This window comes from Psychrobacter sp. CMS30, from assembly GCF_904846565.1.
Taxonomy (GTDB): Bacteria; Pseudomonadota; Gammaproteobacteria; order Pseudomonadales; family Moraxellaceae; genus Psychrobacter; species Psychrobacter maritimus.
Window position 1 is genome coordinate 50,734 of the sequence record NZ_CAJHBF010000016.1, and the last position, 23,685, is coordinate 74,418.

At 44.0% G+C, this 23,685-nt stretch carries 20 protein-coding genes and 2 riboswitches; of the genes, 8 read left to right on the top strand and 12 right to left on the bottom strand.

What is annotated here, in order from left to right:
• Window positions 1-226: 226 nt before the first annotated feature.
• Window positions 227-883, bottom strand: coding sequence for a hypothetical protein (locus JMX94_RS09485; protein WP_201565120.1), 657 nt, complete (start codon window positions 881-883; stop codon window positions 227-229).
• Window positions 884-1,245: 362 nt separating this feature from the next.
• Window positions 1,246-1,566, bottom strand: coding sequence for a YcgL domain-containing protein (locus JMX94_RS09490; protein WP_201565121.1), 321 nt, complete (start codon window positions 1,564-1,566; stop codon window positions 1,246-1,248).
• A gap of 361 nt (window positions 1,567-1,927) precedes the next feature.
• Window positions 1,928-2,063: riboswitch (glycine riboswitch) on the top strand.
• Between the two features lie 54 nt (window positions 2,064-2,117).
• Window positions 2,118-2,271: riboswitch (glycine riboswitch) on the top strand.
• Window positions 2,272-2,439: 168 nt separating this feature from the next.
• Between JMX94_RS09490 and gcvT the strand changes: the two genes are divergently transcribed.
• From gcvT to gcvP, 4 genes are all read left to right on the top strand, one after another.
• A complete protein-coding gene (gcvT, locus tag JMX94_RS09495; RefSeq protein WP_201565122.1) occupies window positions 2,440-3,642 on the top strand; it encodes a glycine cleavage system aminomethyltransferase GcvT in 1,203 nt (400 codons plus the stop codon).
• Window positions 3,643-3,711: 69 nt separating this feature from the next.
• A complete protein-coding gene (gene gcvH, locus JMX94_RS09500) occupies window positions 3,712-4,092 on the top strand; it encodes a glycine cleavage system protein GcvH (RefSeq protein WP_144297111.1) in 381 nt (126 codons plus the stop codon).
• Window positions 4,093-4,352: 260 nt separating this feature from the next.
• A complete protein-coding gene (locus JMX94_RS09505; RefSeq protein ID WP_201565123.1) occupies window positions 4,353-5,111 on the top strand; it encodes a nitroreductase family protein in 759 nt (252 codons plus the stop codon).
• Window positions 5,112-5,201: 90 nt separating this feature from the next.
• Entirely contained in the window at window positions 5,202-8,099 is a 2,898-nt protein-coding gene (gene gcvP / locus JMX94_RS09510; protein WP_201565124.1) for an aminomethyl-transferring glycine dehydrogenase, read from the top strand.
• 112 nt (window positions 8,100-8,211) lie between these two features.
• Here gcvP and JMX94_RS09515 read toward each other — a convergent pair whose 3' ends face one another.
• A complete protein-coding gene (locus JMX94_RS09515) occupies window positions 8,212-8,688 on the bottom strand; it encodes a hypothetical protein (RefSeq protein ID WP_201565125.1) in 477 nt (158 codons plus the stop codon).
• A 104-nt stretch (window positions 8,689-8,792) separates the two neighbouring features.
• On the opposite strand from JMX94_RS09515, the gene JMX94_RS09520 reads away from it, so the two are divergent.
• On the top strand, window positions 8,793-9,515 hold the full coding sequence (locus JMX94_RS09520; protein WP_227673590.1) for a triacylglycerol lipase: 723 nt from the start codon (window positions 8,793-8,795) through the stop codon (window positions 9,513-9,515).
• A 51-nt stretch (window positions 9,516-9,566) separates the two neighbouring features.
• On the opposite strand, the gene JMX94_RS09525 is transcribed toward JMX94_RS09520, so the two are convergent.
• The 5 genes from JMX94_RS09525 to JMX94_RS09545 all read right to left on the bottom strand — a co-directional run bounded on the left by JMX94_RS09525 (window position 9,567) and on the right by JMX94_RS09545 (window position 14,043).
• Window positions 9,567-10,898, bottom strand: coding sequence for an HRDC domain-containing protein (locus JMX94_RS09525; protein WP_201565126.1), 1,332 nt, complete (start codon window positions 10,896-10,898; stop codon window positions 9,567-9,569).
• 148 nt (window positions 10,899-11,046) lie between these two features.
• Window positions 11,047-11,640: a recombination mediator RecR gene (gene recR, locus JMX94_RS09530; RefSeq protein ID WP_183618750.1), complete on the bottom strand. Its 594-nt coding sequence runs from the start codon at window positions 11,638-11,640 to the stop codon at window positions 11,047-11,049.
• Between the two features lie 182 nt (window positions 11,641-11,822).
• Window positions 11,823-12,152, bottom strand: coding sequence for a YbaB/EbfC family nucleoid-associated protein (locus JMX94_RS09535; protein WP_025651278.1), 330 nt, complete (start codon window positions 12,150-12,152; stop codon window positions 11,823-11,825).
• A gap of 92 nt (window positions 12,153-12,244) precedes the next feature.
• Complete coding sequence (locus JMX94_RS09540) at window positions 12,245-13,534, bottom strand: O-succinylhomoserine sulfhydrylase (protein WP_201565127.1); 1,290 nt, start codon at window positions 13,532-13,534, stop codon at window positions 12,245-12,247.
• 335 nt (window positions 13,535-13,869) lie between these two features.
• The gene (locus tag JMX94_RS09545; RefSeq protein ID WP_201565128.1) at window positions 13,870-14,043 is read right to left on the bottom strand and encodes a hypothetical protein; all 174 of its coding nucleotides are present in this window, start codon (window positions 14,041-14,043) and stop codon (window positions 13,870-13,872) included.
• Between the two features lie 2 nt (window positions 14,044-14,045).
• Here JMX94_RS09545 and JMX94_RS09550 point away from each other — a divergent pair, with 2 nt between their 5' ends.
• From JMX94_RS09550 to dusA, 3 genes are all read left to right on the top strand, one after another.
• Window positions 14,046-15,776: a phospholipase D family protein gene (locus tag JMX94_RS09550; RefSeq protein ID WP_201565129.1), complete on the top strand. Its 1,731-nt coding sequence runs from the start codon at window positions 14,046-14,048 to the stop codon at window positions 15,774-15,776.
• Window positions 15,777-16,223: 447 nt separating this feature from the next.
• Window positions 16,224-17,525 carry an MFS transporter gene (locus tag JMX94_RS09555; protein ID WP_201565130.1) on the top strand — a complete coding sequence of 434 codons (1,302 nt, stop codon included), beginning with the start codon at window positions 16,224-16,226 and terminating at the stop codon, window positions 17,523-17,525.
• Between the two features lie 213 nt (window positions 17,526-17,738).
• Window positions 17,739-18,710, top strand: coding sequence for a tRNA dihydrouridine(20/20a) synthase DusA (gene dusA / locus JMX94_RS09560; protein WP_201565131.1), 972 nt, complete (start codon window positions 17,739-17,741; stop codon window positions 18,708-18,710).
• 120 nt (window positions 18,711-18,830) lie between these two features.
• Here the strand turns inward: dusA and JMX94_RS09565 are convergent, their stop codons facing one another.
• From JMX94_RS09565 to JMX94_RS09580, 4 genes are all read right to left on the bottom strand, one after another.
• On the bottom strand, window positions 18,831-19,634 hold the full coding sequence (locus JMX94_RS09565; protein ID WP_374220412.1) for a lysostaphin resistance A-like protein: 804 nt from the start codon (window positions 19,632-19,634) through the stop codon (window positions 18,831-18,833).
• A gap of 71 nt (window positions 19,635-19,705) precedes the next feature.
• The gene (locus JMX94_RS09570) at window positions 19,706-20,593 is read right to left on the bottom strand and encodes an alpha/beta fold hydrolase (protein ID WP_201565132.1); all 888 of its coding nucleotides are present in this window, start codon (window positions 20,591-20,593) and stop codon (window positions 19,706-19,708) included.
• 126 nt (window positions 20,594-20,719) lie between these two features.
• The gene (gene sppA, locus JMX94_RS09575) at window positions 20,720-21,775 is read right to left on the bottom strand and encodes a signal peptide peptidase SppA (RefSeq protein ID WP_201565133.1); all 1,056 of its coding nucleotides are present in this window, start codon (window positions 21,773-21,775) and stop codon (window positions 20,720-20,722) included.
• 287 nt (window positions 21,776-22,062) lie between these two features.
• Window positions 22,063-23,667: a ComEC/Rec2 family competence protein gene (locus JMX94_RS09580; protein ID WP_307843728.1), complete on the bottom strand. Its 1,605-nt coding sequence runs from the start codon at window positions 23,665-23,667 to the stop codon at window positions 22,063-22,065.
• Window positions 23,668-23,685: the final 18 nt, after the last annotated feature.

Sequence of the window (23,685 nt, forward strand, 5' to 3'; positions counted from 1 at the left end):
GGGCAATTGGTGAATAAAAAATAATGAATTAGACTAGCACAGCTGCCTTAATTGCCAAAATACTCATGCGTTCGCAGTTGCTAACAAATATTACTGATATCGTTTTAATAGTCATTTATTGCTTACATCCTCAACCAGCAAAAAATGCTTTTACATAAAAATGCTTTTACATAAAAAAAGACACGCATGGTGTCTTCTATTTTAACTAATGAAGCTTAATTCTACTTTAAAGCTTATCAGATTTATCACTATCCGCTTGCTTTAATGGCTTATTATCTTTTTTTAAACTGACTTCAGCTTTAGGCTTATTTATTTCCGTCTTAGCCATTTCGGGTTTAGTCATTAATGCTGAATCAGCAGACGGCTCTGCTAAACCAGCATTGTCTGTTAAGTAATTACCACTGGTTAGCTGCATCGTCGCTTGCGTATCTTCTGCCGTTCGGCTGCGGGCTTTATCTAAGCTTGACTCAAACGCGCCGCGAATCAGTTGCCAAACAAAACCCACAAACAAGCCGGCGACCAATACCACCAATATCGGCAACATATTAGCAATCGCGCCAGCCGTGTCTTTCATCATAATGGCGTAGACAACGCTAATACTGGCTGGTGCAATCACGCTAGGGTCACCAAGCGCTGTACCGGGAGCTAGTAAAACAGCAAAGAGCATCATCCAGCTCATACCGCCAAGTGGACGCGGCAAAACCCGAGCAACCAGCAGCCAAAGTATCAAGACGATAATGACACCGCCCAAATACGCATACATGGGTAGGTCTGCGGCTGGAACGTCTTTTACCAGCTGCCCCCACCAAATCGCAATCTCGCCGAGAATGTCACTGATGGCTTCCAACGGTAAGCTGTGTAAGATACTTTTAAACCAGTCCATACGTGTTTGGTTACCTGCATTTATCACCGGCGACACTTTATGTGTCTAGCGGTATAGGGTACGTTCTGTCGTACTAGAAATGGGGCCGACTACATCATCGACATCTGTACTGAATAGGCTGCTAGTTTATCACGACTTCTAAATAAAGTGCATGCTGACCACTATTTGGTAACGTTTTTTATCAATTGGTCGCATCGCCAGTTGGCTTGTTATTAGCACCGATTATGACTGTTTATGACTTGCTACCACTTGGCCACTGACCTATATTTACCTTCAGTTGCCGTTAGTTGCTTTATAAAATATGACACATTATAAAAGAAGCTTGCGATACAACTTAAAAGAAATACTTTAAAACAAGCGCATTAATCGTAGATATTGTCTTGTGCTTCACGGGCGCGCAACTCGGCTTGACGGCGCATAACATCTTGCGGCGGCATTTGTACAAAATAGCCTTGTGATTGTAATTTCGCCAATACTTCTTCTTTATCAACACGCGCAAGCGTTGCCGTGGTTGCCAAATCTAGATGCATAACAAACTGACTGCGCCCTAAGCCTGCACGGAAGTCTTTCGGTAATACGCCAAGCCAGTCTTTAATCTCGTCGGTATCGTTAGGATAATCAGGACGAGCAATATAGACGTACATATCATTGTGTTTGGGAAATTTGTAAATATCGCAATGCATAAAGGGCACCTATTGAGCACGAAAGGTTAAAAACCATCAATTAAAACAGTTATCAAATGACTGGTATTAAATAGCCTGTATTAAATAGCCTGTAGTAAATAGCTTAGATGAAATGAATGAGGAATATGGGAATAATGGTTGCTAGCCTAGCATAATTTGTCCGACTTTCAATAGTGGCTTTGCGTAGCAGGCTTTAACGAGATGGCTTTTGATTGCCTCATGTTGCTTTGTACAGGCGCAAAAAATTGGCTTTTTTAGCGGTTTATTTGCCTAAATATCTCTAAAAAAGCGCATTTTGGTTAAATTATTCACTTTAATCCTTGCGGTGGCTTGTAAAAAAACCATTAACCTTTCATAATAAAAGCGTTTTTCAGGAGAGAGTCTTGGGTACGATGTCAGATGCACTTATTTAATGAGTTGCGTTGATAGTTGTAACAAGACCACCGAAGGCGCATATACCCTGCCAATCGCTCAGGTAAAAGGACTGAAAAACACATGCCACGACTGTTTCGCTGTCTACCGTCAATCGCGTAGCACACCCAAACACAAGGCATAACAAATCTGGAGAGCGGTAAGGACGGACGACGCCTTACCCACCGAAGGGGAGAAAATGCGACATCATTGCTATTGTTCTGCAAGCAAATGCTTAGACAAAAAATGATGGTTCGTGTTGAAAATCTCAGGTTACAGGACAGATAGGGCTTTTGCTTAAACCGACGTTCAGCGCTGGTTTGGCTTACTGCTTTATCTTTTTTTTCTGTGCTACCCTTGGTTGCAATGCTTGCACCCTGCAATATTGCTTCTCGCTACTATGAAACTGCACATCGCTCATTACTCTACCGAGTACGACTGATGTACACATAAGGATTTGTTATGACCGACACTCAAAACGCCAATTCTCAAAACGCCAGCCCTCAAAGCGCCAGTACTTCAGCCCCTAAACGCACGCCTCTTTACCAGTCTCACGTTGATAGTGATGGCAAACTGGTGGATTTTTCTGGTTGGGAATTGCCAATCCATTATGGTTCACAAATCGAAGAGCATGAAGCCGTGCGTACCGATGCAGGTATGTTCGATGTCTCACATATGGTCGTCGCCGATGTTAAAGGCGCTGACGCTAAAGCATGGCTCCAAAAGCTGCTTGCCAATGATGTTGATAAATTAAAAACCGTCGGTAAGGCGCTATATTCTGGCATGCTCAATGAGCAAGGCGGCATCATCGATGACTTAATCGTTTACCTGATGAATGCCGACGCTACCGAATACCGTATCGTCTCAAACGCTGCTACTCGCGATAAAGACATGGTACAGTTTGAAAAAGTCGCTAAAGGCTTTGACATTACCATCACCGAGCGTCCAGAGCTGGCTATGATTGCCGTACAAGGACCAAATGCCGTTGAAAAACTGGCGCAAGTTAAACCGAGCTGGGCGGATACCTTGGCGGGACTTAAGCCTTTCGTTGGTGCTGATTTAACAGACATCGAAGGCACAGATTGGTTCGTTGCTCGTACCGGCTACACGGGTGAAGATGGCGTCGAAGTGATTATGCATGGCGATGATGCTCCAGCGTTCTTTGAGCAATTAAAAGCCAATGGCGTTAAACCTGCTGGCCTTGGGGCGCGTGATACTTTACGTATGGAAGCGGGCATGAACCTTTATGGTCATGATATGAATGAAGAAACCAGCCCTTATGAGTGCAACATGGGCTGGACACTCGCGCTAAAAGATGAGCGCGACTTTATCGGTCGTGACGCCTTAGTAAGCAAACGTCAGCAAGCAAAAGACGACAACACCGCCATGAAACAAGTCGGCTTACTATTGACGACGCGCGGCGTATTGCGTGAAGGCATGACCGTCACCATCAATCAAGGCACGGACAATGAGCAAACTGGTCTGATTACTAGTGGCACCTTCTCCCCTAGCCTAAAAAATTCGATTGCGATTGCCCGTGTCCCTGCCAGCTTATCCGATGACGATAGCGTTCAAGTCGATTTGCGCGGCAAAGGTAAGTTTGTCGATGTACGTGTGCTTAAGCTACCGTTCGTTCGTAACGGCAAGCAACAGTTTGACTCGTAGTCATTATAAATTCTATTATTAGCTTCCACTATTTTTGTTAACCATCCTCTATCACTTAGGAGAGAGACCATGAGCAATATCCCAGCAGAACTAAAATACATCGCCAGCCACGAGTGGCTACGCCTAGAAGACGACGGTACTATCACTGTTGGTATCACTGACCATGCTCAAGACCTATTGGGTGACGTGGTGTTTGTTGAATTGCCAGACGTGGGTGACATCATCGCTGTTGATGACGAAATCTCAGTAGTAGAATCAGTAAAAGCGGCCTCTGACGTTTACGCGCCTCTCTCAGGTGAAGTCGTTGCCATCAACGAAGCATTAGAAGATGATCCAGAAATCATCAACTCTGACCCATACGGTGAAGGTTGGTTCTTTAGAATGAAGCCTGACAACATCGCTGACTACGAAGCGCTGCTAACTGCTGATGAGTACGAAAACGAGCTGTAATATCAGCTTTGCTTTCTTGCTGAAAAGCGCTATTTGACTGAAATGAAATATTGCTATTTGCAATCTTAAAAATATAACTTGCTATGACAGATATTGGCGTCAGCTGATATCTGTACGCCTTTTTCAACCTATTTATCGCTCAATTGACTACTGCAAATCGCTATTCGATTACTCGTATTAACCACTTGTCAGACACTATTGAAAAGTTGCACTCAATACTGACCTAAGTTGATCATTCAATCCCCAGTATGGATTCTAATATGACCTCTAGCACTGACCTTAAAGACAATATTGCGACGCCTACTCATACGCCGCAGCTGCAAGCGTTTCGCGAAGTGGTTGAATCACGTCGTTCCGTTCGTCGCTTTACCGATACAAAGATACCTGACGATGTGTTAGCAGACTGTCTGCGTTTGGCCATGCTCGCGCCGAACTCGAGCAATCTACAGCCGTGGGAATTTTATGTGATTGATAATGTGGACAATCGCAAACGCGCGGTAAAGAATTGCATGAATCAAAACGCGGCAAAAACCGCCGCACGCTTAATTTCGGTCGTTGCGCGTACCGATATCTGGCAGGATCACGCTCAGCAGATATTGCGCGAATACCCTGATACACCAGTACCCAAAAAAGTCAAAGACTACTACACCAAAGTCGTAGCCATGGACTTTTTACGCGGACCAGTTAACGTAATATCAGCGGCAAAATGGAGTGCAACTCAAGTATTTAGACGCGTAAAAGGTCCGATTAAGTCACCTTATTATACCTTTGAAGACACCAAAAATTGGGCCACCAACAATGCTTCCCTTGCCGCTGAAAACTTAATGCTTGCCCTACGCGCGCACGGTTTTGATAGCTGTCCGATGGGCGGCTTTGATGAGCCTGCTATGAAACGCTTATTAAATTTAAGCAACGACCAGCATATCATTATGATGATTGGTGCTGGTGAGCGCGCTGATAATGGCGTCTACAACACCCAGTTCCGCTTTAACCAAGAGCAGTTTGTCCATTACGTCTAAAACTGTAAGCCGTCATTAGTTATTGTTATTAGTTATTAGTTATTAGTTATTTTAGCCATCCCTTTATTACTCCCTTAACCAAGGACTCTCATGACTATTTCTCAAAACCCAACGTTTGATACCTTTAAAGGTTTATTCAACGAAGCTGAATTTGTCTATCGTCATCTAGGCTCAAATGAGACCAAGCAAGCTGACCTGCTCAGCGCAGTTGGCTATAAAGACATGGCGAGCTTCATCAACGATACCGTGCCTGAGCCTGTGCGCTTGCATAAAGAGCTAGATTTGCCTGTGGCGATGAGTGAGCATGCCGCACTTGCTAAATTACGTACCATGGCAGACGACATCACGGTTAATAAGAGCTATATCGGTCAAGGTTACTCGCCTGTGCGCATGCCAGCGGTTATTCAGCGTAATGTGCTTGAAAATCCAGGTTGGTACACCGCTTATACCCCTTATCAAGCTGAAATCGCCCAAGGTCGCCTAGAAGCATTGCTAAACTTCCAGCAAGTTTGTATTGATTTGACTGGTTTAGAGATGGCTGGCGCGTCATTACTTGACGAAGCAACGGCTGCGGCAGAAGCGATGGCGATGTCGAAGCGTGTCAGTAAAAGCAAATCAAACCAGTTTTTTGTTGATGACCGCATTTATCCACAAACCTTAGACGTCATCAATACTCGTGCCAAATACTTTGGTTGGGAAGTGGTGGTCGGTGATTTTGAACTGGCTAAATCAGGTGATTATTTCGGTGCTATTTTCCAATACGTCGGTGTTGAAGGCGATGTAAAAGACTTAACCGACGTTATCGCAGCGGTGAAGAAAAACAAAACTTATGTGAGTGTCGTCAGTGACATCATGAGCTTGGTGCTATTAAAATCACCAGCCGATATGGGCGCAGACGTCGCATTGGGTAGCACCCAGCGTTTTGGTATTCCAATGGGCTTTGGTGGTCCACACGCCGCCTACTTTGCCTTCTCTGATAAAGCCAAACGCTCAGCACCTGGTCGTATCATCGGTGTCTCAAAAGATTCACAAGGCAATACTGCATTGCGTATGGCATTACAAACCCGCGAGCAGCATATCCGCCGCGAAAAAGCCAACTCAAACATCTGTACCTCACAAGTATTACTTGCTAATCTAGCCGGTATGTATGCGGTGTATCATGGCCCAGGTGGCGTGAAGCGTATCGCGACTCGTATCCATGCGTTTGCGACTGCCTTTGCGAACGTTATTAAACAAGCTAACGATAGCAATTTAAATGTGGTACATGAGCAGTTCTTCGATACCGTTGTTATTGATTGTGGTTCAGAGAAGCTGGCGACGCAGATTTTTGAAAATGCGGACAATGTTGGCTATAACTTATGGCGTTTGGGCGACAGTAAATTGGGCGTCGCATTCAGTGAAATCAGCGATGAGCAGGACTTTAACGTTTTAACTCAGCTATTTGTCAATAAATCACACGATTTACCTGAAGCGGCTAGCGTGTCACTTGATAGCGCCCACTTGCGTACCGATGATATCTTGACCCATCCAGTTTTTAACTCGCATCATACCGAACATGAAATGCTGCGCTACTTAAAATCGCTTGAAGAAAAAGATTTGGCGATGAACCGTAGTATGATTTCACTTGGTAGCTGTACCATGAAATTGAACGCGACCAGTGAGATGCTACCGATTACATGGCCTGAATTTGCCAATGTGCATCCTTTTGCACCGCGCGATCAAGTCACCGGTTACATTGCGATGATTGATAGCTTGCAAGAGCAACTGAAAGCCATCACAGGTTTTGATGAAGTGTCTATGCAGCCTAACTCCGGCGCTTCAGGCGAATATGCTGGTTTATTAGCAATCCGTCGTTACCATGAGTCATTGGGTGAAACGGATCGTGATGTTTGCCTAATTCCAATGTCAGCGCACGGTACCAACCCTGCTACCGCCATGATGATGGGTATGAAAGTAGTCGTGGTCAAAACCGATGACAACGGTAACGTAGACATCGATGACTTGACGGCTAAATGTGAAGAACACAGCGCCAATCTAGGTGCCTTGATGATTACTTATCCATCGACGCATGGTGTGTTTGAAGAAGGCATCCGTCATATTTGTGATTTGATTCATAAGCATGGTGGTCAGGTCTATATGGATGGCGCCAACATGAATGCGCAGGTCGGCATGATGCAGCCTGCTGATGTCGGAGCAGACGTACTGCATATGAACTTGCACAAAACCTTCTGTATCCCACATGGCGGCGGCGGTCCAGGCATGGGCCCTATCGGTATGAAGGCACACTTAGCACCATTTATGGCCAACCATACGTTGAGCCCTGTGCATAATGCGCAAAATGATTGCTCAGCCGTATCAGCAGCGCCTTATGGTTCAGCGAGCATCTTACCTATCTCATGGATGTATATTGCTATGATGGGCCGTGATGGTCTGCTAAAAGCAACTGAGCTTGCGCTATTAAATGCCAACTATGTTGCCAGCCAGCTGAAAGACCACTACCCTGTTCTTTATACCGGCAAAAACGACCGCGTCGCTCACGAATGTATCATCGATATTCGTCCATTGAAGGAAGAAACTGGCATCACTGAAAGCGATATTGCTAAGCGCTTGATGGATTATGGTTTCCACTCACCAACCATGAGTTTCCCAGTAGCGGGTACTTTGATGATTGAGCCCACTGAGTCTGAGTCTAAAGAAGAGTTAGATCGTTTTATTAGTGCGCTACAATCTATCAAAGCCGAAGCGATGAAAGCCAAAGCTGGCGAAGAGGGTTGGACGTTAGAAGACAACCCGTTGGTCAATGCGCCGCACACCGCGGCGATGATTACCAGCAGCGAATGGTCGCATCCGTACAGCCGTGATACGGCTGCATTCCCACTGCCTTACATTCGTGCCCATAAGTTCTGGCCGAGTGTGGCACGTGTTGATGATGCTTATGGTGATAAGAACCTCATGTGCTCTTGCCCAAGCATCGAAAACTATATGTAGTTTTCAAACAACTATAAACAGTTGATATAAAAACAAACCTCCAAGTCAGCAGCTGATTTGGAGGTTTTTATTTTGCCTATACATTGTCAATATTTTTCGCTGTTGCTTAGGCCTAACCACCCAACCAACCTTTATCTAAACCACATTCTATCCAGCTCACTTTTACCTGATCTGTAATGTTAGCATTAGGATAAGTAAATGCCCCGCCACCAAGATAAAGCTCATCGCCAATCTTATAGGGTTTTCCTTCAAACAACAGAATCTTTTTATCTACATCCCACGAAAATGAATCATCCGCTAATACCAATAAATATGTATTGTCTTTCGTCGTTAGCTCTTCACTATCCCTAGTCAAAGCAAGACAGTTATTAACAACTGTTAAATATCCAGATACCATAGCTGTAAACCGACCGTTATATTTAGTTGGTGACCAAGTAGCAATTTGCAGAGGTGGCTCAACTACTAACGGTTGGCTTACTATTGGTACGCTTGCCAGAACAGACACAGGCTTTTCTAACTCTTGACTAACGCATCCTGATAGCGATAGAACCGCGGATATTAAGAAAAAACACCCTAGATAATTTGACAACCTTTACCCCTAAAGAGTTAATATAAAAGAATCTGTCTGTCCGCTTATTTTAATAAACAAGCGTCGATAATATATCTTATGATATTACTGATTTGGAAATTTTTATGCAACAAAAAGATATGCAACAAAAAGCTTCGATACAAAAAAGCCGCGTCATTCTGATTCATGGTCTGCATCAAACCGCTTGGATTATGCGGCCATTGGCCAAACGCTTGCAAGTAGCAGGGTTTGACACCCATCCATATGGCTATCGTAGTATGCGTGACGGCATCAAAACCAATAGCGCCCGCCTAAATGACTGGCTAGAAAACCATCATCATCCTGACCAACCAATCGATTTGGTCGGTCATAGTTTGGGTGGTTTGATTATTCGTGATTTTGTCACTGCATATCCGCAATGGCAAATTGGACGCTGCGTAACGCTTGGGACACCGCATTTAGGTAGTGTTTGTGCAGATTATATTTGGCGCTTGACTCCAGCTGTAGTGGGGCGCTCGTACGTCGATGCGCTAGATGGCACGGTCGCGCCCTTACCGGAGCATATTACCTTAGGCGTGATTGCCGGTAATCGCCCTTATGGCTTAGGGCAGTTGTTTTTGCAGTATCATAATCGCAAACTGTGTAAGACAAATGATATGCCATCAGCAGAACATCTGCTACACGATGGCACAGTATATGTAGAAGAGACCAGAATAGAGGCAGCCACTGACCATATCGTATTACCAGTATCGCATACTGGGATGCTGGTCGATAAAACAGTGGCCGCTCAAACCAAGTATTTTTTACAACATGGACAGTTCGACCATAGCGAGCTTAAGCATTTATAAATACTAAGTACTTATAAATACTAAGCACTTATAAACGCTACTCTTTATCGCTTAGCGAACATTGATACCCATACCCTGCTGCAACTCTGTTTTATGCTCCTTAATCACTGGAATCAAGGTTTGCATCACCCACTCATTGCGCCAGCCTTTTAACCCTTCTGGTAATTCGCTTAAATCTTTATCAAAGGCAATCACTTCATAGAGCTGTGCGAGCCATTTTTTACGCATCAATACATTAGCAGGTACGCCGATTTTTTCTGCTTGCTTGTCTATCGCGTGTTGTACCGCTTTTGACAGTACTTTGTTTTTTGAACGATACGGTGGTAATAGGCAGTCTGGATGTTCAGCAGGATGCAAGTTTTTTGCTTCCTTAATGACCTTGAGCAACTCTTCACCATATAGGCGCAGCATACTACGGTGCATCGTGGTTTTATGTGCCAGCTCGCGCATATTGTTTGGCTTTTCCGTGATAATCTCACGTACCGCTTGTTTTTTTATGACAAAGGTACGCGGCTGATTGGTCGCCCGTGCCAGCTCTTCGCGCCACGTTGCCACTGCTTGTAGTATCGCCATTTGCTCAGAGGTATAACGATAATCTGCCATCGTGAGATACATCGCCTCGTCTTCAACGTGCTGCGCGTCATACAAATCACTGGCATAAAGCTGGCAGTCCGCCCACACGTATTCAAACAGACCCTGCTTTTTCAGCTCATATTCAAGACTTAAATAAAGCGCTGGCAAAAATCGCACGTCATCAATCGCATATTGCTCTTGCTCATCTGATAGCGGACGCTGTAGCCAGTCTGATTGGCTTTGTTCTTTATCGATGTGCATATCTAATTGGTCATCAAGCGCCTGCTGATAGCCCATTTGCAATTGGCCAGTTAAATATGACAGGGCAATTTGGGTATCAAAGATATTGGTCAATGGTGGACAACCAGATAATAGATAAAAAATCCCCAAATCCTCACCGCAGGCATGCCAAATCGCCACATCCACTTTCATCAGCGCTTGCCACAGCTCAGCCAATTGCAGTTGCGGGGCATCTAACAAATAAATATGGTCACCCACATTTAACTGTACCAATGCCAAGCGCGGATAATAAGTATCGCGCTTGATAAACTCGGTATCTAACGCTACCCGCCCGCAAGTTGCCAAGGCATCGATAACTTCCTTTAAACCATCTTGCTGACGTACCCAAGTGACCGAGGCTTCATCGGCGATATCTAGCAATGCATCGATATCTGGCTCGGGCGGCGAACCTGCGGGCGCTACCTCATTACTGACTGATAGTTTTGAGGGCTCATCATCAGTAGCAGCAGTATTGTCTGAGAGATTCGATTGGGTAGCAGCAGTTGAAGCTGTTGAAGCATGGTTGGACACGGGCAGATACCTGCATAAATAGGAGAAAATAAAACGCTAAATTGCGTCTTAATAAAAGTGGATAAGAAAACAATTATAACAATTCCATCAAATAAAATGGACAAGACTTGGCTTTTATAGAGAATTTATGAAATTGCTATACAGCATACTATAAGAAAGAGCGATTTTGCATGGCTTGTCCAAGGGTCATACTATCTAGATACTCAAGCTCGCCGCCCATCGGTACGCCTTGCGCCAAGCGAGTGACTTTATTAACATGACGACCAACCGCTTCACTGATAAAGTGCGCCGTCGTTTGACCTTCGACAGTAGTACCAGTTGCCAATATCAACTCTTCAACAGGCTCTTGCTTAACCCGCCAGACCAGCTGATCGATATTTAAATCATCGGCACTGATGCCGTCTATTGGCGATAAATGACCGCCTAAAACAAAATAGCGCCCACGATAGCCTGCGGTTTGCTCGATAGCCATCACATCTGCGGCAGTTTCGACCACGCATAACAAGCCATTATCGCGCCTTGGATCTTGGCATAATGGACAAACTGCCTCGTCGCTAAAGCTATGGCAGCGCTGGCATTCGACGATATCGCGCATCGCTTCATCAAGCGCTTGCGCGAGCGCCATACCTTGGGGGCGTTTTTTGGTAAGCAGATGTAGCGCCATACGTTGGGCACTTTTTTGCCCCACACCCGGCAAAATACGCAGCTGTTTGACCAGCTGATCAAATTTGGCTGTCAGCAAAGTAACTTCCTTTATTTAACTTAATTTATAAATCGTAGCTATAAAAATGGGGTCGTATCGTGTCGATAACAACCCCATTTTTGTGTTCAATCAGCAGTTTTTCGCGCTTAAAAGCTTAATATTTAACGGCTTTATTTTAAAAAAATTAGTCTTTAAAAGCTTAGCGCTGAAAATCCCGCTATTTAGAACATACCTTGCATACCTGGTGGTAAACCCATACCTGAGGTCGCACCAGCCATGGTTTCTTCATATAACTCATCTGCTTGACGCACCGCATCATTGATCGCAGCAGCGATTAAGTCTTCGATCATATCTGGCTCATCTTCCAATAAGCTTGGATCGATGGTCAAACGCTTAACCACGTGACGACCTGTCATAGTAACTTTTACTAGACCGCTGCCCGCTTCAGCTTGAACTTCTTTATTGGCCAATTCTTTCTTAGCGTTTTCAACGTTTGCTTCGACTTTCTTTTGCATCGTTTGTGCTTGTTGCATCAATGCTTGAATATTCATAGTTGCCTCTTTGTATTTTGTCTTAATGCGTATAATAATGAATCGTCATTAATCACGTAAACTTGATGTTAACCGCGATTATACCTTTATCTTTACAAACTGTCTAAACCACGCGCCAAATCTTTGATGATATCTTCCACATCTTCTAAACCTACCGACAAACGGATGAGACTATCATTAACACCTGCCTCTGCTCTTGCCTCAGGCGTTAGGCGAAAATGGGTAGTAGTCGCCGGATGAGTAATTGTCGTTTTAGCATCGCCTAAGTTATTGGTGATAGAGACCATTTGTGTTGAATCAATCACATGCCAAGCAGCGGCTTTTGAATCCCTTTTGCTTGAATCAGCGCCAGCGGACGGCTTAACTTCAAAGCCCATAATAGCACCATAACCCCCTTTCATATGATGTTGACGGGTCGCCAACTCATGAGCGGGATGATCGCTTAATCCTGAAAAATGCACGGTGCTAACATTAGGATGGTTGACCAAAAATTCTGCCACTTGATTGGCATTTTGGCAATGCGCTTGCATACGCAATTTCAGCGTTTCAAGCCCCTTGGTAAAGACCCAAGCATTAAATGGGCTCATGCTGATACCGCCTGAGCGCACCACGGTAAATGCCTCTTGCATTAGCTTATCTCTACCGACTAAAGCGCCGCCCAATACCCGACCTTGACCGTCTAGATATTTGGTTGCAGAGTGAATGACCACATCAGCGCCCAAATCTAACGGACGCTGCAATGCTGGCGTCGCAAAGCAATTATCAACGACCAATAAGATATCATTGGCTTTACATAGCTGACTTAAATAGCCGATATCGCAGATTTGCGCCAATGGATTGCTGGGGCTTTCGCAATAAATCACCTTGGTATTCGGCTGTACAGCCTTTGCCCACGCGTCATTATCGAAGCAATCGACATAGCTGACTTCAACGCCGAACTTTGCCATATAGTTATTAAATAAACCAATCGATGAGCCAAATAATTGATTGGCAGCGAGCAAATGATCGCCTGCTTTTAAATAGGCTAAGCACATGGTCAAAATCGCGCCCATACCTGAGGCGGTCGCCACCGCACGCTCGCCATTTTCTAAGGCTGCTAAACGACGCTCAAAGGTACGCACGCTAGGATTGGTATGGCGTGAATAGACGTTGCCCGACTTGTCACCGTTGAAATGTGCTGCTGCATCTGCCGCCGACTCATAAACATAAGAGCTGGTGGTAAAAATAGCTTCTGAGTGCTCACCTTCGTCGGTACGATGCTGCCCTGCCCGTACCGCAATCGTTTGCATACCATAATCGAGTTCTAGATTGAGCGCGTCACTGCGCCAGTTAGGGTCTACTTTATTCAGATTTTCATCATCATGCACTTGCGACTGGCTCATAAATTTTCCATTGCACTGGTTATTATTAAACATACGGCTTATTTTGATTATAAACAGCATTTGTTCGCGTTATCATAGCATGGCAACTTATTCCAAACAGCTGGTTTCAAAGGCCTGCTAAATATTATTTTTGAATACTATAGGTTTAGCACTTAGGATTAGTTTTCAGCACTTAGTGTTCAGAAATTATTATGAAATATTTAGAATTAACTATTAATGACTTGATACTAAAAACACCGATGCATTTATAAGGATAAGATGCAAGCGCAGACGATGACTGGACGATGTGGTTATCATGACCAAATAACGTGTCGTATCTAACAAAAATAACGTATTTATAATAGGCACAGATGACAACAGCTGCTAAGCTTAGCCGCGCTTTGAATATTGCCTTGAGCGATATTATGATCCGCTTCATAATCAGTGCTATCATCGGTAAAAAAGCAAGTAAAGTTAAGTCCATTATTCACCAGTATGTCATTACATTCAGGCTCATTAAGGTATCTCATTTATGTCGATGTTTAGTATAGAACCAAGCAACTTATCGCTGAGTCTAACACTGGGACTCACCTTAAGTCTTAGTGGCTGCCAAACTTTGCCAAAGCAGCCGCATTTGCCTGAAAGCCAAGCTTTATCAGCGCGTGTTGACGCGCTATATCAGCAAAATGATGAGCCAGAAGAAGATAGTATTGAAAGCGATAGCGATAGCGATAATAGTCAAAATAGTAGTAATCAAAGCAGTAATAATCAAGATAGCAGCCAAGAAAATAGCCCAAATACCAATCCAAAAATCGACAATACGGATTTGGTGGCGGCGATTAGTGAACAAAGCGAGATTCACCCCGATTTATCTGGCTATCATCCGATTGTGACCGGTGCCAATGCGTTTGCCTCACGCAGTATTTTGACCAGTATGGCCACCCGCAATATCGATGCGCAATACTATATTTGGCACGATGATCAAGCCGGACAGCTGATGCTCAAAGACTTATGGGATGCCGCCGAACGCGGGGTTATTGTACGCTTGTTGCTCGATGATTTTAATAACAATGCCAAATTCGATCAGCATTTATTACGTTTTGCCAGTCACCCAAATATCGCGGTGCGTATTATCAATCCCTTGATGTACCGTAAATTTCAAACTTTAAACTTCGTCACCGGTTTACCGCGAATCAATCGACGCATGCACAATAAAAGCATGATTTTCGATAAGCAAATCACCATTATTGGTGGGCGTAATATCGGTGATGAATACTTAAGTAACGATAAAAACAGCCAATTTGCGGATTTAGACGTTTTACTGATAGGTAAAGTTGTCGCTGATATTGACAATAGCTTTGCAAGCTACTGGTCGGCACCGATCTCATTTGATATTCAAACCCTAGCGACCCTTGATAAAGGTGAAACCACGGATTTTTTAGAGGGCTTGGATAAATTAAGAGTTGATGAAAAAAATAACAGCAAAAGTAGCTTAGATGTCTATAAAGCTGCTATCGAAGATTCGTCTATTGATACTGATTTAATCAATAAGCGCGTGCCCTTTCGCTGGACGGACATGCAGTTCTTAAGTGATGACGTTGGTAAACTCACCAAAACTGTTCCAGCAGATACCAATTTGGTGCATCAGCTGCGCACTTTATTGGGCAGCCCGACCAAGCGTCTTACTATTATTTCATCTTACTTTGTACCGACCAAAGACGGTGTCAATACGTTGGTTGCGCTGGCCGAAGCGGGCATCGACATCAAGATTTTAACCAACTCTTTTGATGCCACCGATGTGACCGCCGTGCATTCTGGCTACAGTCAATGGCGTCCTAACCTGCTGCGTGCAGGGGTAAAAATCTACGAGCTAAAATCTACCGCTTCTGAAGAAAAACGCGAAAACAAGCTTTGGAAAGCGCGCAGTCAATCGTCAACCAGCTTGCATGCAAAAACCTTTGCCGTTGATGACTATCAAGTGTTTATCGGCTCGTATAATGTCGACCCGCGCTCCGCGAATATCAATACCGAGATGGGCGTGATTATCAATGATGATGAGCTTGCAAAGCAGTTACATGGTGCGCTCAGCGATGACCTATTAAGCCAAGCTTATGAAGTCAAGTTATTAGAAAATGGCAATTTGCAGTGGCATACCGTAGAAGATGGCAAAAAGGTCATTTACGATTCAGAGCCACGCGTTGATATCAGTGACCATGTGTGGCTCACTATCATGTCATGGTTACCGATTGATTGGTTACTATAACTGTCAGCTCATTTAGCGTTAGCTCATTTAGCGTTAGCTCATTTAGCGTTAGCTCATTTAGCGTTAGCTCATTTAGCGTTAGCTCATTTAGCGTTAGCTCATTTAGCTTTAGCTCATTTAGCTTTAGCTCCTTTAGCTTTAGCTCCTTTAGCTTTAGCTCCTTTAGCGTCAGCTCCTTTAGCGTCAGCTCCTTTAACTTGAATTAATTTTAGCTTGAATCAATCAGTTTTGTTTATAAGCGCTTATTTACAAATTGTCTATAGCGATAGTAACTTGAGCGAGATATCTTAAGCCGATAATTTAATGCTGAAGTATTTTGTAGTGCAAGACCCTATCTTTTCGGCAAATCATTAGCCAGTTATATGATTTGTCGTTTTTTATTATGGCCGGTTATCTAGATGGTGACTGGCTTAACAAACTCTTCCCTATGTGGATGCGTGATATATTATGCCTTCTCGTTCTCAATATGCTCTGATGTCCTCTAAAGATAGAAATGCCGTACTGTTTATTTGCTTTAGCAGCGCGGTCGCGTTTTTTGATTTTTTGATTTATTTATATCTTGCAAATATCATCGCCGCCACCTTTTTACCTGCCAATGCTGACTCTACGGTTGCCAGTATGCAAGGGCTTGGGCTTTTTGCGATTGGGTATTTGGCACGTCCATTTGGCGGCATCATCTTTGGCCGCTTTGGTGATATTAAAGGTCGAAAACCGCTCTTATTAATCAGCATATTGGTGACTGCTGCAAGCTTATTGGCCATGGCCTGCTTACCAACGCATGCACAATGGGGCTTAATTGCACCCGCCTTATTTATTGCCTTACGTTTGATACAAGGGATGGCATTTGGCGTTTTTGTACCGCTTGCTTGGGTTTTTGTCTCAGAACACGTGCCGCGCCAATATTTATCAGTCGCTTGTGGCTATGTGACCGCAAGTTTCTATGTTGGTGTGTTATTCTCCAACGCCTTTTTTCTTTGGCTGACCACTGCACTGACCACTGCGCAATTGGCTGATTATGGTTGGCGGATACCATTTTTTATCGCAGCATTTTTGAGCGTTTTACCTTTGTTGGCATGGCGCTGGATAGATGAGTCACCGTTTTTTATCGCTATGAAAGCATCAAAACCACGTGATTATGTGGTCAAACCCTTTACCCTACTCTTTAAACATTGTAAGCATTCTATCTTTATCGGCTTGGTTCTGACCCTCATTGTCGCTAGTATTACGACCGTTATCGTCCTGTTATTACCGGATTTAATTGAGTTGCGCTTTACCCTAGATAATGACTTGTTTGGATTCTCACACAGTCTTGGCATTGTGTTTATGATTTTTGGCTGTGTGTTTTATGGCATCATATCCAATCATCAAAATTTTGGCAAAGTATTGGCGATTGGCTCTGTATTATTGATTGTGCAGATGCTTGCTTTCTTTTACCATCTGCAAGCCAGTGGCGACTATATTCTCATTATGTATGCGCTTTTAGGTTTTTGCGCTGGTATTGTCGGCATGATACCTGCCATTATTGTGCAACTATTTCCGACCAATGTACGACTCACTGGCATGGCACTTTGTTATAATCTTTCTTACGGTCTTGTTGGGGTATTGGTGCCTTTTGCGCTTGGTTACGCCACTTTATATATCAGTTTCTCGCCTGCCCTATACATCGTATTTATCGGCTTTATTGGCATCATCATGGGCATTTATTTTTATAATCTGCCAGAGTTTAGAAAAATCAATGAGGTTATTTAAGAAGTATTTATGTCATAGTAGCCATGTCATAGTAGATATGTCATTTAGCCCTACTTTGCTTGACCATTGATTTTTCCATCGTTAAACCAATATACCCTTAGTAATAAAAAGCGCCCTGCCTCTATCAGGCATGGCGCTTTATCGACTATTTTTTTTAATATATATAAAAATGCATTTAAAAGTATTTATGCTTAACAACGAGGCTTAACCCTAATGGTTGATATGACCAACAAACGACTCTCTGTTGCGCCCATGATTGATTGGACAACGACAGATTATCGCTACTTTGCACGGCTGTTTAATCCGCACGTTTATCTTTATACCGAGATGATTAGCACCGGTGCGCTGATACATGGCAATCGCGCACGGCATTTACGCTTTGATACGCTTGAGCATCCGCTGGTGCTACAACTGGGCGGCGCCGATATTAGCGAGATGACCCAATGCGCTGAATTTGCCCAGCAGCATGGCTATGATGAGGTAAATATTAACGTTGGTTGTCCGTCTGATCGTGTCCAACATAATAAGATTGGTGCTTGCCTTATGGCAGAGCCGCATACGGTTGCTGATTTGGTTAAGCACATGCAGGCGGCGGTCGATATTCCGGTGACCGTCAAGCATCGTATTGGTATAGATGATTTTGACAGTTATGAGTTTATGGTGGATTTTGTCGAAAAAGTAGCGGCTGCAGGCTGTACGCGCTTTATTGTCCATGCCCGTACGGCGTGGCTACAGGGCTTGAGCCCGAAGCAAAATCGCGAAATACCGCCCTTACGTTATGATGATGTTTACCGGCTTAAGCAGGATTTCCCGGCGCTTGATATCGAAATTAACGGCGGTATCGAAACGGTTGCTGATATCAAAGCGCATTTGCAGCATATCGATGGAGTGATGATTGGACGGGCGTTTTACCATAACCCGTACTTGTTGGCAGAAGCTAATAGCTTATGGGGCGAACCTAGTCCTAAGCGCTCAGATATTTTAGCAAAACTGTATCCATATTTAGAAGAACAAGTTGCTAAAGGTGAAGCACTACCTACGATGACGCGGCATTATTTAGGGTTGTTTCAAGGTTTGATGGGCGCTCGCAAATGGCGACAGGCATTGAGTGGCAAACCGCAACTAACGATTGATGATATTAAACGAGCCGCTGAAGAAGTCTTAGCCTTAAATCCAGATGCTTAAAGATAAGTAACTACCCTTCTCGCGTAAAATATTATAAGCGCCCAATCACATAAGCATAAAACAATGACTAATTGGTGCAAGCATTCGCCAATTAGCCGTTAGTATTTTATAGATAAGTATTTAAGCGACCTGCGCTAAATACTGTCCCATTGCTGCTCCATTATTAATAATATGTAGCAGCATCGGCAGCACTAGCGAGCCTGACTTAATACGCGCGTAGCAAAATATCAAGGCCAATACCACAATGGTGCTGATTTCATAAATGCCATATTGCAAGTGAATCACTGCAAATATTACACTGGTCACTAGACTTGCGACGACTGCGCCGCGATGCTCTGCATAGGTTGTGTCCGAGAATTGCTCTGCGATAGCCGACCACAACAGCCCACGAAATATCAGCTCTTCATAAATTGGCGCGACAATCACCATCGCAAATATCAATAACCATACTGAGCTGACAGACTGATATAAAGGGTCGACAAAGACCAGTGGCGATTTATCAAGCAGATAAGTTAATGCCTGACTGCCAATCATAAATATCAGTAGCAATCCTAACATGCCGATGCCTACCGTCCATGAGAAGGGCTTTAGCGCCAGATACTGCTTTACATTCCCGCCTCTCACACGAATCAACAATACGCTGATTGCCACCAGTAACATACAGCCGATGATGATAGAAAGACTTACTACCGTGCCATCGTTACTACCAAAAAAGAAAATATCGCCCATGGTTGCATTTTTAGCGGCCGGCAACACCAGTTTACCAGCGATATAGACGCCGATTAATTGACTGATAAAAAATGTCACCACCATGCCTATAACCAACAGCAACGCACCCAAGCGCGAAAATAGCGGTACAGGCTTAGGTGCTTTAGTCATAACAGATGGGATCATAACAGGTTTTGTGGTCGCATCTTTTAGCATAAAGTTGTCACTCAAAGGGGTGTGCTAGCTGCCAACAGGATATTTATTATGAGCATTAATAATGCATCAGCTTATTTTGGTAACTGTTTTTTGATAAGCTCAAGCACTTGTAGCGCCACCGATTCTGGATGCTCAAGTGGGAACATATGACCGCCGGCGTGAGTTTCGTAATTTATATTAAGCCGTGATTTGATTTGCTGCGGGAAGCGGCGCTTAAGAAAGATACTGTCTTTACCAATAATAAGCGTCACCGGCGGTTTAGGTGCACGGTTTGGGGTCAGCCAATACCATGACGGATTGGTACGAAAAACCTCAACTTCGCTGGCTTTAGGAATAGCCAGAGTAACTTTTCCATCAGCCCGCTCATGTAAACCATGCTCGATATAGCCCTGAAAGCTACGCTCATCGAAATCTTTAAAAAAACCTTTATGACGCAGCTTATCATAAGCATCTTCGCGGCTATCCCAAACATCACGGCGATGCTTAGAGACGCCCGCTGGCGAGAGCTTATCCATCAAGCGATTATTCATCAGCGGTAATCTATCTGCGGTTTTGGCCAAATGCCATAGCAGGCTGACTTTGCCATAAATCCAAGGCGGATCCATCAGTACCGCTTGCGCAAAGTGTTCTGGCGCACGGTATAACGCCTGCATAGTACACATGGCACCAAGCGAATGACCGACACCCACCACCTGACTAACGCCATGCTGCTCACAAGTACGTTCAACACTGTCGATAATTTGCTGCGTCAGGCTCTGCCAATGGTTATCTACTGGATAATCGGGCGTATTACCTAACATAGGAATATATTCAATGGTAAAAAACTCAGCAAGCGGTGCAAAAAACGGCGCATAAACGGCACTTGGCATACCATTGGCATGAGCAAAATGAATGATAGGCTTTTGGGTTATCTTAGATTTGGGCAATGACGCAAAGGTCTGCAAGGTAATGGCACTCATGACAAGCTCTCAGTAATTTAAATAGCTGTTTGTTATAATAGTCAAAATTTATATACAATTAAGGCTGAGCATAGTCATATACTCAGCCTTAACAATCATACACATTAAATCTCAAATATAAAGGGCTTAGCGCATCTGCGCGTTACCCTCTTCTTGCGGTAGTACGTCAAGCTTGATGCTTGAACCAAGCCCTGCGCCTAACTTAACCGCAAAGCGATCCATAAATAAGCTAAACGGGTCGGTCGGCGTATAGTTGACGACGTTATCAAGTTTAAGCTGTTTCTCTAAACTTGAAATACTGCCCTTTTTATCGGCTAAACCAAGCTCAATAGACTGCTCGCCGGTCCAAAATAGCCCTGAAAACAGTTTATTTTGCTCAGGATTTTTTAGACGATTGCCGCGACCTTCTTTGACCGCATTGATAAAGTGCTTATGGGTATTGTCCAACACTTTTTCGACGTGCTGCTCTTCATAAGCCGTGAGCGGACGCGACAGGCTTAAGATATCTTTATACTCGCCTGCGGTAATGGTACGGTCTTTAACGCCAAATTTATCCATTAAGCCTTCGATATTATAGCTTGGCATAATTACGCCAATCGAACCGACCAAACTTGATGGATTGACATAAATCTCATCCGCCGCTGACGCGATATAATAAGCACCAGAAGCGCCCATATCACCAATCACCGCGTAAAGCTTTTTATCAGGGTATTCTTGACGCAAATCCATCATCGTCTGCCAGATTTCATCAGACTGGACAGGTGAGCCACCAGGTGAGTTGATATCGAGCGCCACCGCTTTGGCATTGCTGTTTTTAAAGGCGCGCGTCAAAGCTTCATTGACATCATAAGCATTCGCCACATCACCACTACTAATCGTCCCTTGGATTTCAACCACAGCCAAATGCGGCTTACTGGTATCCATGCCATCGAGACTGGTTGGTGTTTTAGTGCTGCAACCACGGCCGAGGGTTAAAAATATCAATAATATATAACCAAAGGTCAATAGCTTAAAGAAAATACTCCAGCGACGGGCGCGGCGCTGCTCAACCACACTGGCTAATAACGTATTTTCAATCAGTCGCCACTCTTGTCCGCTCGGCTGATTTGACTGCTGCAGCGGCGTTGGCTGATTTGCCGAGTTGTTAGGACGTTTGTTAGGGTCTGGTGGCCAGTTGGGCATATAACTTCCTAAGTCAGAAACAATGTAAAACAATAAAAGAGAGGGTCTTAAAACTTAATCGAGCAAAAACTTAATACAACCGCAATAAGTATATTTGCTTATATAAGTGCATTTTGGAGCGCTTTCATAAAAGTTAAATAAGCTACTAAGTATGATGCCATTTCACTCATGGTTCAATAGCAGAACTGTGAAATAGCTTGATATTATAAGGGCGACACCTTTAGAAGCAAGGCATTTCATAAGTAGGAGCGAGGCGTTTTATAAGCATAGCACTATTAAGGTAAAGCTTAAGGTGAATCCTTAGTAGCAGCATTAAAAGCTAAGGCGGCATCTAGTGGCTTATTATCGTAAGTGATTATCTCATGGATTTGTTGCTGGCTTATTACCTCAGTAGAGATATGCGAAGTACTGTGTCCAAGCCATGTTGTGCTATTTACGGCATTGTCTAAGGTGTTGTTTAAATTGCTATTTTTATCATTATACTCAATCGAACATAATAACGACCACATTTGCCAAACGCGCGGATGGGTATCGGCATTCAGAATCAGACGTGATTGAGTATTTTTGGCTTGAGGGGTTGGCGCCTCTATATCGGACTGAAGCGTTTGTATATTAGAAGGTAATGACTTGAGTGGCTCAGCCGCATTATAATTGATGACTTGAATAGGCAATCGACTATCAATCGCAAGCGTACAATCCCAGACACTAGCATCGTTTATTTTTCTCCAACCTGTTATTGCTTGCAAAGTTAAATCATCATTCATGAGTTGCCAGATTTTACCTTGCTCACAACCTTGGGCGCTAATGGTTGTATGAGTTTTAGCTTGATCAGATTGACTGGCTACTTGATAAGCGCGCTGACGCTCAGGCCAGCGCTCACTACGCCCTGCTTGCCAGTATTGAGCGGTTGGGAAACGTTGACTTAGTTGCGCTACTGTCATAGGTAGTAATTCAGAGTTATTGGACTTCAATATTTTACTGTTGCTAGTCGATGATGTTGACAGTGTAGCAGTCAAGGCAGCGCTACTGCTTTGTACCACGATACCCTCTAAGCGCTTAATGGATAAGCTACGTAATTGCTGCTCTAGGGTCGCGGAAAACTTATCAGCCGTTAGCGTGCTTGGCATCGTACGGACACTATCAGGTCTATGGTCGGCCAAAAACAACCAGCTGACATTTTTCTTATTTACCCGTCTAGCGGCTGCGTGTTTCTTATTATCCTTATGCACCTTTTCATTATTTATCACAGGGTATTGCAGCAAAACCGCACTCACATATTGGTCGCCCGTTGGCAAAATATATAGAGTTGGTATCGTGGTTAGCGACTCCTGATTTGCATATACCGTCATCACTAGCAGTGTTAACGGCGCTAGCACGAGCCAACGACTGATAAGGCCACGCGGCAATAACCACGGTAACATTGCCAGTAATACCATCAGCAAAATAGCCATATTGACTGGCATATAGAGCCATGCCCCTGAAAATATCGGTAATGCCGTCAGCCATATAATCAGCTCATGTAAATAAGCGACAATAGCAATTACCAGCGTCCAAATAGCATCTGCCAGCGTGGGCACAATAAGGTAACAAAGCCCTGCCAATAGATTCAGCGGTACAATCACCCAGCCAAATAAACCTATGGCAAATAGATTGACGACAAGTCCTAACAATGACGCTTTGCCGAATAATAACAAGGTAATGGGCAAGAGAGCTATAAATAGCCAAAACTGTAACTTAAACAGCCTTTTAAAGCCTAGCCACATACGTTTAAGCACCTGCCTGCTTGTATTGGCATCATGACTAAAAGCGGCTAGCTGAGTCAATTCTGCATGACTTGGCTGTGCTGAGCTATCCTCGTACTTTAATAACAACGCCACCGCTATAATGGACAGCCATTAACCTGTCTGCCA

Excerpts from the sequence above, each read along its gene's own strand:
- gcvT (WP_201565122.1), top strand. The coding sequence starts at position 2,440 with ATGACCGACACTCAAAACGCCAATTCTCAAAACGCCAGCCCTCAAAGC.
- JMX94_RS09565 (WP_374220412.1), bottom strand. The coding sequence starts at position 19,634 with ATGCTAAAAGATGCGACCACAAAACCTGTTATGATCCCATCTGTTATG.
- JMX94_RS09490 (WP_201565121.1), bottom strand. The coding sequence starts at position 1,566 with ATGCATTGCGATATTTACAAATTTCCCAAACACAATGATATGTACGTC.
- JMX94_RS09505 (WP_201565123.1), top strand. The coding sequence starts at position 4,353 with ATGACCTCTAGCACTGACCTTAAAGACAATATTGCGACGCCTACTCAT.
- gcvP (WP_201565124.1), top strand. The coding sequence starts at position 5,202 with ATGACTATTTCTCAAAACCCAACGTTTGATACCTTTAAAGGTTTATTC.
- JMX94_RS09550 (WP_201565129.1), top strand. The coding sequence starts at position 14,046 with ATGTCGATGTTTAGTATAGAACCAAGCAACTTATCGCTGAGTCTAACA.
- JMX94_RS09555 (WP_201565130.1), top strand. The coding sequence starts at position 16,224 with ATGCCTTCTCGTTCTCAATATGCTCTGATGTCCTCTAAAGATAGAAAT.
- sppA (WP_201565133.1), bottom strand. The coding sequence starts at position 21,775 with ATGCCCAACTGGCCACCAGACCCTAACAAACGTCCTAACAACTCGGCA.
- JMX94_RS09485 (WP_201565120.1), bottom strand. The coding sequence starts at position 883 with ATGGACTGGTTTAAAAGTATCTTACACAGCTTACCGTTGGAAGCCATC.
- JMX94_RS09535 (WP_025651278.1), bottom strand. The coding sequence starts at position 12,152 with ATGAATATTCAAGCATTGATGCAACAAGCACAAACGATGCAAAAGAAA.
- JMX94_RS09570 (WP_201565132.1), bottom strand. The coding sequence starts at position 20,593 with ATGAGTGCCATTACCTTGCAGACCTTTGCGTCATTGCCCAAATCTAAG.
- JMX94_RS09540 (WP_201565127.1), bottom strand. The coding sequence starts at position 13,534 with ATGAGCCAGTCGCAAGTGCATGATGATGAAAATCTGAATAAAGTAGAC.
- gcvH (WP_144297111.1), top strand. The coding sequence starts at position 3,712 with ATGAGCAATATCCCAGCAGAACTAAAATACATCGCCAGCCACGAGTGG.
- dusA (WP_201565131.1), top strand. The coding sequence starts at position 17,739 with ATGGTTGATATGACCAACAAACGACTCTCTGTTGCGCCCATGATTGAT.
- JMX94_RS09545 (WP_201565128.1), bottom strand. The coding sequence starts at position 14,043 with ATGAGATACCTTAATGAGCCTGAATGTAATGACATACTGGTGAATAAT.
- JMX94_RS09520 (WP_227673590.1), top strand. The coding sequence starts at position 8,793 with ATGCAACAAAAAGATATGCAACAAAAAGCTTCGATACAAAAAAGCCGC.